Below are 13,329 nucleotides of genomic sequence, written 5' to 3'. Positions count from 1 at the left end.
GGTCACCCCGGGAGCTGACCGGGCGCGCCGAACCATCTGGGCAGTTGGCCGAGCAGGCCCGTCTGGTCGTCGCCCACCCAGGCCACGTGTCCGTCCGGTCGCAGCAGTACGGCGGGTACGTCCAATTCGTCGCTGACGTCGACGACGTGGTCGACCCGGTCCGACCACCCGGCGACGGAGAGCTGACCGGTCTGGTCGAGCAGCAGTCCGCGCCCGGCGTGCATCAGCTCGTAGAGGCGCCCTCGCCGCAGCCGCACATCGCGCAGGTGTCGGCCGAGCAGGTCGTGGCCCTCGCCGACGTCGTAGCGGACCCCGATGGCGGTGATCTTCTCGATCAGGTACCGGTTGACGTCCTCGAAGTCCAACAGCTCCGACAACAACTGGCGCACCGCCCGAGGGCCGGGCTGGGGCGACAGCAGCTCCATCTGCGCGCGGGTGTTGTTCAACACGTCGGAGGCCACCGGGTGCCGCTCGGTGTGGTAGCTGTCCAGCAGCCCCTCCGGCGCCCAGCCGTCGATCTCGGCGGCCAACTTCCAGCCAAGGTTGAACGCGTCCTGGATTCCGAGGTTGAGGCCCTGTCCCCCGGTCGGTGGATGGATGTGCGCCGCGTCCCCGGCCAGCAACACCCGGCCGACCCGGTAACGCTCGGCCAGCCGGGTGGCGTCGCCGAAGCGGGAGAGCCAGCGCGGTGAGTGGACGCCGAAGTCGGTGCCCGCGTACACCCGCAGTTGGTCTTTGAAGTCCCCGATGGTCGGCGGGACCGCGCGGTCCTCGGCCACCCCCTCGGCGGGGACGAGGACGCGGTAGACCCCGTCGCCGAGGGGCCCGAGACCGAACCGGAGATGGGTCTTGCGGACCTCGGCCACGACCTCCGCCACCGCCTCCGGTGGCACCCCCACCTCCATCTCGCCCAGCAGGGTGTCGACCCTCGAAGGCTCACCCGGGAAACCGACGCCGAGCAGCTTGCGTACGGTGCTGCGGCCACCGTCGCAACCGACGAGGAAACGCCCGCCCAACCGCGTGCCATCGGCCAGCTCCACGGTCACCCCGTGGTCGTCCTGGCTCAGCCCGACCAGCTCGCTGCCGCGCCGGATCTCGACGCCGACGTCGCTGGCGTGCTCGCCCAGCAGGCGGTCGGTGCTGGTCTGCGGAATGCCGAGGACGTACGCGTGCGCGGTGTCCAGCCCGCCCGGCGACGGCTTGGGAATGGCCGCGAAGAAGCCGCCGACCGGGTGCCGCGTGCCGAGCGCGAGGAACCGCTCCAGCAGACCGCGCTGGTCCAGCACCTCGAGGCTGCGCGCGTGTAGGCCGAGCGCGCGGACGTACCTGGTCGGCTCGGTCTGCTTCTCCACCACGAGCGGACGCAACCCGTGCAGCCGCAACTCGCTGGCCAGCCACAAGCCGGTCGGTCCACCGCCAGCAATGATCACATCGAGCACAGAATCCCCCGATTTTCCCGAGTTTGGGCTTCGGCTGAGGATTCTGCTGCACCACCCGGGTCTTGCCGCAAGGCCCCGGCTGCGCTATATGGTGGGAGTGGCGAGGGGGACGACCCCCTCGCCTTTGTTCTTGCCTGCCAACCCCGGGCGTGGTCGCCGCTCAGCGGCGGTGCTCAAGGTCGCGCAGCGCCGCGTCGGCGAGGGTGACCAGACCTACCGGCGACCAGCGGTGTCCGGGGTGTCGTAACGGTCGTCCCACAGCAGGCGGTCGGATGCGAGTGGGGGGTGTCCGGGGCCACTGTCCGGGTATGAGACAGCGGCCCCAGACAACTGCCGGGAAGGAACCGACGTGGCGACGATTCGCGCCCTCGTGCTCAACTGCACCCTCAAGCCGTCACCGGCCCCGTCCAGCTCCGAGCAGCTCGGTCGGGAGGTGCTTGCCGAGTTGGCCGCGCAGGGCGTCGAGGGCGAGCTGGTCCGGGTCGTCGACCACGACGTGCGCTTCGGGGTATCCACGGACGAGGGCGACGGCGACGGCTGGCCGACGATCCGCGCCAAGCTGCTCGCGGCCCAAGTGCTCATCATCGCCACGCCGATCTGGCTCGGTCAGCCGGCCAGCGTCTGCAAGATGGTCCTCGAACGCCTGGACGCCGAGCTGTCCGAGACCGACGACGCCGGTCGGCTGCTCACCTACGGCAAGGTGGCCGGCGTCGCCGTCGTCGGCAACGAGGACGGCGCGCACCACACCATCGGCGAGGTGCAGCAGGCGCTCAACGAGGTCGGATTCACCCTCGCCGCCGCCGCCGCGACCTACTGGGTCGGCGAGGCACTGCACAAGGTGGACTACCGCGACGTCGGTCCGAAGCCCGACACGACCGGCCGCACCACGAAGGCCCTGGCACTCAATACCGCGCACCTGGCACGACTGCTCGCCGACCAGCCGTACCCACCGCCCGACGCGCAGGGCGCCGCGGTCGGCCCGAGCCGCGAGTAGGCATGACCAGTGACGCACCGAGCACCACCGCCAGCGTCCCCGCAGCAGGTCGACAGGGGCAACCGCGCCGGGGCGCGCGGTCAGCGCCAGCCGTAGCCCGCGCGCAGCGCCTGCCCGACCCGGTCGAAGCGGGGCCGATCCAACACGGCGCCCTCGCGGCGGATGCTGTCCTCCCGCATGGTGAGCACCCGGTCCAGCCGAACCCAGCTCGGCCGGTTGTCCCGGTCCCACTCACCCGGCCCGAGCGCGAACCAGTGCCGCTGCCCGTCCCGCTCGCTCTGACTGGACAGCATCAGCCCGAACAGCGTCCGACTGTGCCGCCCGACGACAAGCACCGGCCGGTCCTTGCCCTGCCGGGGATCGTCCTCGTACGGCACCCACGTCCAGACGATCTCGCCGGGGTCGGCCTGACCGTCCCGCTCCGGGGCGTAGGTCAGCTCCCGTCGCTGCAACGCGCTCACCTGACGGCGGCGGGCCACCTGCGCGGGCGCCGGCCCGGTACGCCGGGGCGACGGGATCACCGCGCCCACCCGGGAGATACGCGCCGCGACATTCCTCAACAGACCAGCCACGGCGGGCAGCCTACCGGTCGCCGCGCCAGCCACCGGCGTGGGAGTTGCTGCGGCAGACTGGGCCGATGACTGCCGTACCCGACGACCTGCCGATCCTCGAACGGCGTGCGGTGCGGGTGGTGGTCGTCGACCACACCGAACGGGTGTTGCTGTTCCACACCCACGACCCGGACCATCCCCGGCTGGGCAGGTGGTGGGAGCTGCCGGGTGGCGGCATGGACCCCGGGGAGACCTACCGCGACACGGCGGTGCGCGAGCTACGCGAGGAGACCGGCATCGTGGTCGCCGCCGACCAGCTGGGCGCACCGACCTGGCGACGGCGGGCGAGTTTCCTGCACCGTCAGGTGCGGCACGTCCAGGACGAGGTCGTCGTCAGCGTACGACTCACGGGCCCCGGCCCGGACGTGGACGAGGCGCACCGCCTCGACTACGAGCGGGAGGACTACTTCGACTTCCGCTGGTGGCCGCTGCCGGAGGTGGTGGCCAGCCCGGACCGGTTCTACCCCGGGCAACTCCCCCGGCTGATCACACCCTTCCTGGCTGGCGAGGAGATCGACGAGCCCTTCGAGCTGTGGTCGTGAGCCGGGCCGGCGGGCAGAGTGGGGGCATGACGACCGTTCCGCACGGGCCACTCGCCGCGTACGCCGCGCGGTTGCACGCCACGATCGGCGACCGGCACCACGTCGCCTCCCCGCTCGGCGCCTGGCTGCTGCTCGCGGTCTGCGCCACCGCGGCCGACTCCGACCCGGCCGCCGAGGACCTGGCTCGCGCTCTGGGCACCGACCTGGCCAGCGCGGCGGAGGTCGCCCGAACGCTACTGGACGCGCCGCATCCGCTTGTCGCGTCCGCCACCGCGCTCTGGCACCGGGCGGGCCAGGGCGGCGGGTCGACCGGTTGGCGGGCCACGCTGCCCGCGACGACCGAGGTCGGCGCGCTGCCCGACCAGGCCGGGTTGGACGCCTGGGCGCGCGAGCACACCGACGGCCTGATCGACACGTTCCCCCTGAAGATCGGCCCGGAGGTGGTCTTCGCCCTGGCCAGCGCGCTGGCCACCCGGATCTCCTGGGCGACCCCGTTCGACGCCGCCGACGCCCGCGCGCTCGGCGCCGGCAGTGCCTGGGCGCGCCGGCTACGCCAGGTGTTGCGCAGCCCGGCCCAGGGCCACCGGTGCGCCATCGTGTCCGGCACGCCTGTCGGCGACGTGATCGTGCACGCCGCACCCGCCCAGAGCAGCGACGGCGCGGGGGTTGTCGTCCTCTCGGTGGCCGCCGCACCGCAGGTGTCGCCCGCCGAGGTGCTGGCCCTCGCGTACGACCTCAGCGCCGGCGCGGCCGACGGCACCCCGCCGGCCGGCAGCCGATCGCTGTTCGACCTGCCGCTCGGCGAGACAGCGCTGTGGACGCTGAGCGAGGAGCGGGTCCGGACCCGGGCCCGCGACGGTCGCGAGGAACGGCACACCGCCGTACTCCCCTGCTGGTCGGCCCGCAGTGAGCACGACCTGAGCGCTGCCGAGCTGGGCTTTCCGGCGGCGACGGTGGCGCTGGCGGGAGCGCTTGCCCAACCGGTGCGGGGCTTCGAGGCACGACAGACCGCGCTGGCCCGGTACGGCCGGTACGGCTTCGAGGCGGCCGCGGTGACCGGGATGTTCGGGTTGGTCAGCCTGCCGCCGGAGGGCGTGGCCCGCACCGCGGAGCTGCGCTTCGGCCATCCGTACGCCGTGGTGGCCCTCGCCACCGACGCCCGGCCGGACGGGACGACCGGGCCGTGGCACGGGGTGCCGGTGTTCTCCGCCTGGGTCACCGAGCCGGAGGAGCTGTCCGACTCCGCGACGTGAGCCCGCGATCAGATGCGCGCGGACGGCGCCGTCGGCGCGATGAGTGGCTCGTGTTCCGGGCAGCACGGCGCGGGGCGGCTCAGGGCAGGTATCGCGGAGCGTCGCCGTCGCGCGGCAGTCGCGCCACCAACTGCCGGAACTCCCGTACGGTCATCGCCGACCGCAAGGTGCCGAAGACCGCGCCGGTTCCCGCTCGAGCGGTGGCCGGGTCCACTCCGGCGCGCTCTCCCACCCGACGTAGGAACTCCGCCGGGCCGGCGTCCGGTGGCGGAGAAACCGGGGCGGCCCCGCCGACCTCCAGCCCGACGCCGGTGTCCAGCCCGTCCACACCGTCACCCGGTCCGCCGAACCCGGCCGGGTCCAGAATCGCCCCGGCCCGATTCGGGACAGAGCCGGGCAGGTCCGGGAGAGGTCCCGTCAGGTCCGGGGCCGGGCCCGTCAGGTAGCCGTCGACCTCGTTCGGTAGGTGCCCGACGAGGTCGTCGGGCGCGCCGCCGGTCACCCGCTCGGCCAACGTCTGAAGTACGGCGCGGGCGAGTGCGGCGGCCTGCTCGGCCGGCAGGCCGGACCGGCGGGACACCGCGTCGATGAAGTACGGGAACCCGTCGCGGTCGGTCACGTCGGGGCGGTTACCCCCGGCCGGGCGCGACAAACGGCGCCGTCAGCGCAGGAGGTCCTCGGCCCGCAGGTGGTCGAAGATGAGGTGGTCGACAGGCGAGGTACGGTGCCGGTCGGCGTAGCCGAGCCAGGCCATCTCGGCGATCTCGCTGGCTGGCCGCAGCCGTCCCTGGTAACCGGCCCGGTAGCAGGTCATCCGTACGGTGACACCGCCCGCGTGCCCGTGCGCCTGCGCGGTGAAGGTGCCCACGTGCACGGCGTGGTCCACGTCCACGTCGACGCTCAACTCCTCGTCGATCTCCCGGCGCAGGGTCTCCAGGTCGGTCTCCCCCGGCTCACGCTTGCCGCCCGGCAGATACCAGACGTCCTTGCCCGCCGACCGGGTGCTCAGCACCCGCCCGTCCTCGATGAGGATCCAGGCCACCTTGTCGATCTCGCGCACGCCGCCCCTTCCGGTCGAAGATCGGGCACGCTACCAACAGGTGGCCGGGGCGCGATCACTCGGCCAGCAGGTCGAGCAGCAGCGCGGCGGTCCAACTGAACGCCGGCGAGCCCAGCCCGGCGCCGGTGTCCGGGTGGAAGTACTCGTGGCAGCCGGCCCCGCTGACCAGGTCGATCATCGAACGCCGCAGTCCGGCGGCCAGCTCCGGGTGCCCGTGCGCGAGCAGCCCACGCCGGACCAGCCAGCCGATGTTCAGCCAACTCGGTCCCCGCCAGTAGCGCAGGGGCTCGAAGTCACCGGCGGTGCGGTCGTAGGTGGGCAACGGCCGGTCCATCCGCCGGGCAACCCCGAACCGCGCCGAGCGGGCCTCGACGGCCAGCGCGTCGGCCTGCCGCGCGGGCAGGTCGGGCAGGATCAGCGGCGTCAACCCGAGCACGGTACGGGCGCTTACCAACCGGTCGGTGCGCAGGTCACGGGGCTGGAACGTCCCGGTGTCGTGGTCGTAGAGCCGGCGGAGCAGCGCCTCGGTGACCTGGGCCGCGCGAGCCCGGTGCGGTCCCGGATCGGCGCCGACGAGCACGGCGATCTCGGCGAGGGCGTGTTCGGCGGACCCGAACGCCGCGTTGAACAGCGGGCACTCCACCAGGAAGGGATGATCGTCGGCCAGTCGGCGGTCGGAGTAGCCGTGGTCCCGGTAGGCCGCGACGATCGCCAGGTAGCGCGCGTAGTCCAGGTCCGTGGGGCGGTGCGCGGCGTCGGCGTGCGCGGTGTCGTGCCGACGGTACGCGCGCATGACGGCCGCCTCCGCCGCGACGGCGGCCATCGGCTCGTCCCAGGCCGGGCTGTTGTCCAACCCGGACTCCCAGGGGTGCACGATGCAGACCAGCCCGTCACCTGCCACATCCCGCCGCGTCGCCAGGTAGCGCTGCTGGGCGACGAGCGCGGGATAGAGCCGGCGCAGCACGGCCAGGCCGGCGGGATCGGGCGCCCGCTGGTACGCCAGCCACGCCGCGAGCGCGTGCACCGGTGGCTGGACCAGACCTGAGGTGTCCACGGCGGGCGTGCCCGCGACGCTCGCCGAGCGCCACAGCTCCGGGCCGGGGAAGTACGTGCCGACCCGCATCGCCGGGTTGAACACGATGTGTGGCACCCGCCCGTCGGCCCACTGCGCCCGGAAGAGGCTCGCCAGCTCCCGCCAGGCGCGCTCGGGGCGGACCTGGGCCAGCCCGATGGCGATGAAGGCCGAATCCCAGCTCCACTGGTGCGGGTAGAGGGTGCGCGAGGGCACGGTGTGGTCGCGTTCCCAGTTGGCGTCGAGCGTGTCGACGGCGAGTTGGCGCAGCCCGGCGACGTCGGCCGGCCCGCCGGTTCGGGCGGGGTCGGCGTCGGCCGTCACACCGCCGGCGGTCACGCGGCGGCCTCGCGGGGCTGCGCGTGTCGCAGGACCGTCGCGGCCTGTTGCAGGGCCCGGACCGGGTCGCCGCGCAGCCGGCACTCCAGGGCCAGCCAGCCCCGGTAGTCCAGCTCCAGCAGGGTCCGCAGCAGCGCCGGCCAGTCCAGGTGCCCGGCACCGGGCTGGCACCTGTTGGAGTCGCTGACCTGCACGTGCCCGAGGTACGGCGCGGCGGCACGCAGCGCGCGGTGCATGTCGTCCTCCTCGATGTTCATGTGGAAGGTGTCGGCGACCACCCGGACCGACGGCATCCCGAGCGCGGCGCAGAGCGCGACCGCCTCGTCGAGACGGTTGACCATGTGGTCCTCGTACCGGTTGAGGGGTTCGAGGAAGAGGGTGACCCCCTCGGACCTGGCGTGCTCGCCCAGCTCGCCGAGGGCGTCGAGGAGGACCTGCCGGTCACCGGCCGGCGAACGCGGCGGCTCGAACGGCGGTAGCCGGCGGGAGAACATCCCCCAGGACGCCGGGGTCATCACCCCGACGCCGCCCAGCTCGGCGATCACCGAGAGCTGCGAGCGCAGGTTACGGACGGCGTCGGCGGAGCGGGCCGGGTCGAAGTCGCCGATGAAGTGGTCCATCTCGACGCAGACGGTGGGCAGCACGGCCCCGCCGGCGCGGGCCCGACGCAGCTCCGGCAGGCGGCGGGCGAACGCGAGGTCGCCACGCCCGCGTAACTCGATGCCCTGGTAGCCGAGGGCGAGCGCGAGCGCGTACTTCTGGGTCAGGTCGGTGCCCGGCAGGAGTTGTTCCTGGCAGGCCAGCGCGATGGTGGTCATCTAGAACCTCAGCACCACTTGGAGGACGTCACCGGCGCCGCGGTCGAGCAGCGCGAGGGCGTCGGCGACGGCGCTGGCGTCGACGATGTGGCTGACCAGCGGCATCGGGTCGAGGCTGTGCTCAGCCACCAGATCCATGAAGGTCTGCGCCACCCGGTCGCCGGTCCACCGGCCGGCCATGCTCGGCGCGGGGGTGGGTCCGGAGACCTGGGCGGCCACCAACTGGATGCGGTTGTGGTGGAACTCCTCGCCGAGGCCGAGCGCATCGGCCTGGCCCTGGTAGAAGCCGGCGGCCACCACCCGTCCGGCGTGTGCGGTGGACCGGATCGCCTCGTGCAGCGCCGGGTACGCGCCGGACAACTCCAGGCAGACGTCCGCGCCCCGGCCGCCGGTGGCCAGACGTAGCACTGCCGCCGCGGATTCGGTCCGAGCGTCCACAGTGGATCTGGCTCCGTAGTCGACGGCGTGCGTCAGCCGGCCGGGCACCGGGTCGACGGCCACCACCCGGGCGCCGGAGAGCACGGCGAGCCGGGTGGCGAGCAGCCCGATGACGCCCTGCCCGAAGACACCGACCCAGTCGCCGAGGTGCAGGTCACCGGCGAGCACTGCGGTCAGCGCGATGGCGCCGGGCCGGGCGAAGACGGCGGCGAGCGGGTCCAGCCCGGCGGGGAGTGCACGGACCGCGCCGGCGGCGAGCACCGCCTCGGCCCGGTGCCCCCAGATGCCCCACACGAGTTGCCCCGGGTGCCGGTCGGTGACCTCCGGGGACACCTCGATGATCTCGCCGACCTCTTCGTAGCCGAAGCCGATCAGCGGGTAGGGAACCGGGGTCTGCCGGGGGACGAACATCCGGGCGGTGTCGTCCCAGTCCTTGCTGAGCCGGGGATTACTGCCCCGGTAGAGGGTCAACTCGGTGCCGGCGGAGATGCCCGAGTAGCAGGTGCGGACCCGGACCTGACCGGGGCCGAGCGGATCCGGCGGGCAGGGCTCGAGGCTGATCCGTCGAGGCCCGGCGAGAGAGACGACCCAGTTGCCCATGTGTCACATCCCGGTAGCACTGGGCTCCAGGATAGCAAAAAATATCCATATGTCTTGTTATTGATCTATCGAACGTGTTGAATCCGTCATGTACCCTTCGAGAGGAGTGCCACCGATGTCAGCACCTCCGAGGCGGATACTCGCCACCACCCTGATCATGGCACTGACAGCGTCCACCCTGCTGGCCTGCGGCGACGACGAACCGGACAGCAACAGCAAAAAAATCACCGTCTGGAGCCTGGAAGACGTCGCCGACCGGGTCACCGCCACCAAGGCGATCATCGCCGACTTCACCGCCAAGACCGGGATCCAGGTCGACCTCGTGACCGTCAACGAGGACCAGTTCCCCTCCCTGATCGCCGCCAACGCCGCCGCCGGCGACCTGCCCGACGTGGTCGGCTCGGTCTCCCTGGCCGGCATCCGTACGCTCGCCGGCAACGAGCTGCTGCACGCATCGGCGAACGCGGAGGTCGTCGACAAGCTGGGCAAGCAGACGTTCTCCCCCCGGGCGCTGGAGCTGACCTCCGACGACGGCAAGCAGCTCTCCGTCCCCAGCGACGGGTGGGGGCAGCTGCTCGTCTATCGCAAGGACCTGTTCGCCGCCGCCGGCCTGCCCGCCCCCGACACGTACGAGCGGATCACCGACGCCGCGGCGAAACTCAACACCGGCGGCGTCGCCGGGATCACCGCGGCGACCTCCGCCAGTGACGTGTTCACCCAGCAGACCTTCGAGCACCTGGCACTCGCCAACGGCTGCCAGCTCACCGACGACTCCGGAAAGGTCACCCTCGACTCACCCCAGTGCGTCGAGGCGATCCGCTTCTACGGCGACCTGATCCGCACCAGCTCGGTGAAGGGCGCCCAGGACGTGGACACCACCCGGGCCACCTACTTCGCCGGCAAGGCGGCCATGGTCATCTGGTCGCCGTTCATCCTCGACGAGCTGGCCGGGCTGCGCAACGACGCCAAGCCGACCTGCCCACAGTGTCAGACCGACCCGGCGTTCCTCGCGAAGAACAGCGGGTTCGTCACCGCGATCAAGGGCCCGAACGGCACCGAGCCGGCACAGTACGGCGAGATCAGCTCGTGGGCGGTGCTCGACGGCGCCGTGGCCGACCCGGCCAAGTCCTTCGTGGAGTACATGCTCAGCGACGGCTACCCGCGCTGGTTCGGCATGTCCCCCGAGGGCCGCTTCCCGGTCCGCAAGGGCACCACGGCCGAGCCCGAGGCGTACCTCACCGCCTGGAACACCAGCCAGGCCGGCGTGGACGCGAAGAAGCCCCTCACCGACGTGTACGGCGAGGAGGTGCTCGCCACCCTGCGCCGCAGCCCGGACACCTTCCAGCGGTGGGGGCTCACCCAGGGGCAGGGCAAGCTGGTCGGCGCCATGCTCGGTGAGCTACCGGTGCCCAAGGCGCTGACCGACGTCTACTCCGGCAAGTCCGACGCCGCGGCCGCGGCCAGCCGGGCCAAGAAGGACGTCGAGGCCATCAAGGCGGGCGTCAATTGACCACCACCGCGCCCGAGACCGGCCGCTCCCCCAGCGGGGAGCGGCCGGGACGGGCCGCCCGCCGTCGCCCACTGACCCTGCGCCGCCGCGAATCCCGTGCCGGGCTCGCGCTCGTCGCACCGACCCTGCTCGTCACCATCGCGGTCATCGGCATTCCGATCGTGTGGACCGTGGTGCTCGCCTTCCAGCGGGTCCGGCTCGCCACGTTGCGCAAGACCGGTCTGTTCGGCGATGTCACGATGGACAACTTCGACCGGGTGCTGCACACCCCCGGCTTCGCCGAGACGCTGTGGGTCACGCTGATCTACAGCATCGGCGGCACCGTCGGCTCGATCCTGCTCGGTCTGGTGGCGGCCCTCGTGGTCCGCCGGCCGTTCCGGGGCCGCACGCTGGTCCGGGCGTCCATGCTGCTGCCGTACGTGGCGCCGGTGGTCGCGGTGACGTTCGTGTGGCAGGTGATGCTCGACCCGCAGCTCGGCATCGTCAACGCGTGGGGCCAGCGCCTGCTGGGCTGGGACACTCCGGTGCCGTTCCTGTCCCAGGAGTCGACGGCGCTGAGCACCGTCATCGCCTTCGAGGCGTGGCGATACTTCCCCTTCGCGTTCCTGTTCCTGCTGGCCCGGCTCCAGGCGGTGCCAGGTGAGTTGGAGGAGGCCGCCCGGGTCGATGGCGCGACCCCCACCCAGCGGTTCCGGCACATCCTGTTGCCGCAACTGCTGCCGGTGATCGCCCTGCTGGGCGTGCTGCGCTTCATCATGACGTTCAACAAGTTCGACGACGTCTACCTGCTCACCGGTGGCGCCGCCGGCACCGAGGTGGTCAGCGTGCGGGTCTACGAGTTCCTCACCGCCCGCACCGACATCGGCGCGGCCTCCGCGCAGGCGGTCGTGCTGGCCGTGGTGCTCATCGTGTTCGTGGTGATCTATCTGCGCTTCTTCGGACGGAGGGTGAGCTGATGGACCGGGACATGGTCGAGACGGTCAGCCTGCGCTGGCTGCGCCGCCTGGTGATTGCCGCGTTCCTGGTGGTCACCGTCTTCCCCTTCTACTACATGCTCGTGCTGTCGGTGCGCCCCATCGAGAAGTTGCTGCTCGACCCCGGCGCGCTGCTCGTCGGCTTCGGTGAGCTGACCGTCGCCACGTACGCCGAGGTCCTCAAGGCCACCGACGACGGTGGCCAGGGGTTCCTCACCTTCATCCGCAACAGTGGGCTGGTCGCGGTCGCGGCGACCGTGCTCACCCTGCTGGTGGCGATCCCCGGCGCGTACGCGGTGGCCCGGCTGCGGTTCTTCGGCCGGCGGCAGGTCGACTTCCTGTTCCTGGCGGTCTACCTGTTCCCGTCGATCGTCATCGCGATCCCGCTGTTCGTGGCGTTCAGCCTCGTCGACCTGCGCGGCTCGCTGTTCGGCCTGGTGCTGGTCTACATCTCGCAGACGTTGCCGGTGTCGGTCTACATGCTGCGGAACTACTTCGAGACCATCCCGGTCAGTCTGGAGGAGTCCGCCGCCATCGACGGCGCTGGTCGACTCGGCATCATCCGCCGCGTCAGCCTGCCCCTCGCGATGCCGTCGATCATGGCGGTCGCGCTCTACGACTTCATGATCGCCTGGAACGAGTTCCTCTTCGCCCTGTTGTTCCTTATCGACAAACCCAACCGGTGGACGGTGTCGCTCGGGTTGTCCCTGCTCTCCGACGGGGTGGAGGTGCCCAAGACGGTGCTGATGGCCGGGTCGGTCGTGCTCACCCTGCCCATCGTGATCCTCTTCTTCGCCAGCGAGCGGCTGCTCACCGAGGGGCTCACCAGCGGCGCGGAGAAGGGATGACCGAAGGCGTACGGGCGCTGGGCGGCGTGACGCCGTCCAGCGCCCCACCGTTCCTCGATCGTTGGCAGCTGGGCGATTCGACACACCGAGCGCCGCCCTGCTGAGCTGCCACCGATCGGTGCGCCTGGAGCGCCGTAGTCGACCAGGCCGTCACCGACCCCTCGACTCCCCCGCAGCATCCCCACCGGCCCGGTTACGGTGGCCGTATGGCCAACCCGACCCGCTGGGCGACCGACACCGGCCCCGAGCACTCGCAGTGGTACATCGACAGGTTCCGGAAACTCGCGGCCGAGGGCGCGGACCTGGCCGGCGAGGCTCGGCTTGTGGACACCCTTGTCGCGCCCGGCTCCCGGATTCTCGACGCCGGCAGCGGCACCGGCCGCGTCGGTGCCGCGCTGGCCCAGCGCGGCCACACGGTGGTCGGGGTGGACGCCGACCCCGCCCTGGTGGCTGCCGCCCGCGTCGACTATCCCGGCCCGACGTGGCTGGTCGCCGACCTGGCCGAGCTTGACCTGCCGGCGATGGGTGAGGCGGAGCCGTTCGACGCGGCGGTGCTGGCCGGAAACGTCCTCGCCTTCGTCGCCGTCGGCACCGAACCGGAGGTGCTGCGCCGGGTCGCCGAGCACCTGCGGCCCGACGGCGTGCTGACCGTGGGCTTCGGCACCGAGCGCGGCTACCCGCTGACCGCGTTCGACGCCGACGCGGTGGCCGCCGGGCTGCGTGTGGAGCAGCGCTTCGCCACCTGGGACCTGCGCCCGTGGCGCGACGACGCCCCGTTCGCGGTGAGCGTCCTGCGCCGCCCGGCCGACTGACACCCGGCCCGGTCGGGCG

Annotated in this window: 14 protein-coding genes; 7 read left to right on the top strand and 7 right to left on the bottom strand. The window is 72.1% G+C overall.

Annotation, left to right across the window (positions count from 1 at the left end; genetic code table 11):
- Positions 1–2 precede the first annotated feature (2 nt).
- The gene (gene rox, locus ACPXBU_RS02455) at positions 3–1,439 is read right to left on the bottom strand and encodes a rifampin monooxygenase (RefSeq protein WP_425756062.1); all 1,437 of its coding nucleotides are present in this window, start codon (positions 1,437–1,439) and stop codon (positions 3–5) included.
- A gap of 349 nt (positions 1,440–1,788) precedes the next feature.
- Between rox and ACPXBU_RS02450 the strand changes: the two genes are divergently transcribed.
- Positions 1,789–2,433 carry a flavodoxin family protein gene (locus ACPXBU_RS02450; protein ID WP_425756061.1) on the top strand — a complete coding sequence of 215 codons (645 nt, stop codon included), beginning with the start codon at positions 1,789–1,791 and terminating at the stop codon, positions 2,431–2,433.
- Positions 2,434–2,513: 80 nt separating this feature from the next.
- Here the strand turns inward: ACPXBU_RS02450 and ACPXBU_RS02445 are convergent, their stop codons facing one another.
- Positions 2,514–3,005, bottom strand: coding sequence for a type II toxin-antitoxin system PemK/MazF family toxin (locus ACPXBU_RS02445; RefSeq protein WP_030336385.1), 492 nt, complete (start codon positions 3,003–3,005; stop codon positions 2,514–2,516).
- A gap of 65 nt (positions 3,006–3,070) precedes the next feature.
- Here ACPXBU_RS02445 and ACPXBU_RS02440 point away from each other — a divergent pair, with 65 nt between their 5' ends.
- Positions 3,071–3,586: an NUDIX hydrolase gene (locus tag ACPXBU_RS02440; protein WP_425756060.1), complete on the top strand. Its 516-nt coding sequence runs from the start codon at positions 3,071–3,073 to the stop codon at positions 3,584–3,586.
- A gap of 26 nt (positions 3,587–3,612) precedes the next feature.
- Positions 3,613–4,839, top strand: coding sequence for a hypothetical protein (locus tag ACPXBU_RS02435; protein ID WP_425756058.1), 1,227 nt, complete (start codon positions 3,613–3,615; stop codon positions 4,837–4,839).
- A 79-nt stretch (positions 4,840–4,918) separates the two neighbouring features.
- On the opposite strand, the gene ACPXBU_RS02430 is transcribed toward ACPXBU_RS02435, so the two are convergent.
- From ACPXBU_RS02430 to ACPXBU_RS02410, 5 genes are read right to left on the bottom strand one after another with little or no spacing between them, the layout of a single operon-like run.
- Positions 4,919–5,458 (bottom strand): DUF2267 domain-containing protein, encoded by a 540-nt coding sequence (locus ACPXBU_RS02430; RefSeq protein ID WP_393368804.1) that lies wholly within the window; start codon positions 5,456–5,458, stop codon positions 4,919–4,921.
- A gap of 42 nt (positions 5,459–5,500) precedes the next feature.
- Positions 5,501–5,899, bottom strand: coding sequence for an NUDIX hydrolase (locus tag ACPXBU_RS02425; RefSeq protein WP_393368801.1), 399 nt, complete (start codon positions 5,897–5,899; stop codon positions 5,501–5,503).
- 55 nt (positions 5,900–5,954) lie between these two features.
- On the bottom strand, positions 5,955–7,310 hold the full coding sequence (locus ACPXBU_RS02420) for an MGH1-like glycoside hydrolase domain-containing protein (RefSeq protein ID WP_425756055.1): 1,356 nt from the start codon (positions 7,308–7,310) through the stop codon (positions 5,955–5,957).
- A complete protein-coding gene (locus ACPXBU_RS02415; RefSeq protein ID WP_425756053.1) occupies positions 7,307–8,128 on the bottom strand; it encodes a TIM barrel protein in 822 nt (273 codons plus the stop codon). The genes ACPXBU_RS02420 and ACPXBU_RS02415 overlap by 4 nt, the downstream gene beginning before the upstream one ends.
- Positions 8,129–9,166: a zinc-dependent alcohol dehydrogenase gene (locus ACPXBU_RS02410; protein ID WP_425756052.1), complete on the bottom strand. Its 1,038-nt coding sequence runs from the start codon at positions 9,164–9,166 to the stop codon at positions 8,129–8,131.
- Positions 9,167–9,281: 115 nt separating this feature from the next.
- On the opposite strand from ACPXBU_RS02410, the gene ACPXBU_RS02405 reads away from it, so the two are divergent.
- The 4 genes from ACPXBU_RS02405 (at position 9,282) to ACPXBU_RS02390 (ending at position 13,310) form a co-directional block, all read left to right on the top strand.
- Complete coding sequence (locus ACPXBU_RS02405; protein WP_393368791.1) at positions 9,282–10,676, top strand: ABC transporter substrate-binding protein; 1,395 nt, start codon at positions 9,282–9,284, stop codon at positions 10,674–10,676.
- Positions 10,673–11,632, top strand: coding sequence for a carbohydrate ABC transporter permease (locus ACPXBU_RS02400; RefSeq protein WP_425756051.1), 960 nt, complete (start codon positions 10,673–10,675; stop codon positions 11,630–11,632). The genes ACPXBU_RS02405 and ACPXBU_RS02400 overlap by 4 nt, the downstream gene beginning before the upstream one ends.
- The gene (locus tag ACPXBU_RS02395) at positions 11,632–12,498 is read left to right on the top strand and encodes a carbohydrate ABC transporter permease (protein WP_393368786.1); all 867 of its coding nucleotides are present in this window, start codon (positions 11,632–11,634) and stop codon (positions 12,496–12,498) included. The genes ACPXBU_RS02400 and ACPXBU_RS02395 overlap by 1 nt, the downstream gene beginning before the upstream one ends.
- A gap of 206 nt (positions 12,499–12,704) precedes the next feature.
- A complete protein-coding gene (locus tag ACPXBU_RS02390) occupies positions 12,705–13,310 on the top strand; it encodes a class I SAM-dependent methyltransferase (protein WP_425756049.1) in 606 nt (201 codons plus the stop codon).
- The last annotated feature ends 19 nt before the right edge of the window (positions 13,311–13,329 follow it).

Source organism: Micromonospora sp. DT231, from assembly GCF_049847025.1.
In the GTDB taxonomy this organism is placed as follows: domain Bacteria; phylum Actinomycetota; class Actinomycetes; order Mycobacteriales; family Micromonosporaceae; genus Micromonospora.
The sequence above is the reverse complement of the archived record's forward strand: the minus strand, read 5'-3'. Positions and strand labels throughout refer to the sequence as shown.

Excerpts from the sequence above, each read along its gene's own strand:
- ACPXBU_RS02440 (WP_425756060.1), top strand. The coding sequence starts at position 3,071 with ATGACTGCCGTACCCGACGACCTGCCGATCCTCGAACGGCGTGCGGTG.
- ACPXBU_RS02435 (WP_425756058.1), top strand. The coding sequence starts at position 3,613 with ATGACGACCGTTCCGCACGGGCCACTCGCCGCGTACGCCGCGCGGTTG.
- ACPXBU_RS02415 (WP_425756053.1), bottom strand. The coding sequence starts at position 8,128 with ATGACCACCATCGCGCTGGCCTGCCAGGAACAACTCCTGCCGGGCACC.
- ACPXBU_RS02410 (WP_425756052.1), bottom strand. The coding sequence starts at position 9,166 with ATGGGCAACTGGGTCGTCTCTCTCGCCGGGCCTCGACGGATCAGCCTC.
- ACPXBU_RS02405 (WP_393368791.1), top strand. The coding sequence starts at position 9,282 with ATGTCAGCACCTCCGAGGCGGATACTCGCCACCACCCTGATCATGGCA.
- ACPXBU_RS02395 (WP_393368786.1), top strand. The coding sequence starts at position 11,632 with ATGGACCGGGACATGGTCGAGACGGTCAGCCTGCGCTGGCTGCGCCGC.
- ACPXBU_RS02390 (WP_425756049.1), top strand. The coding sequence starts at position 12,705 with ATGGCCAACCCGACCCGCTGGGCGACCGACACCGGCCCCGAGCACTCG.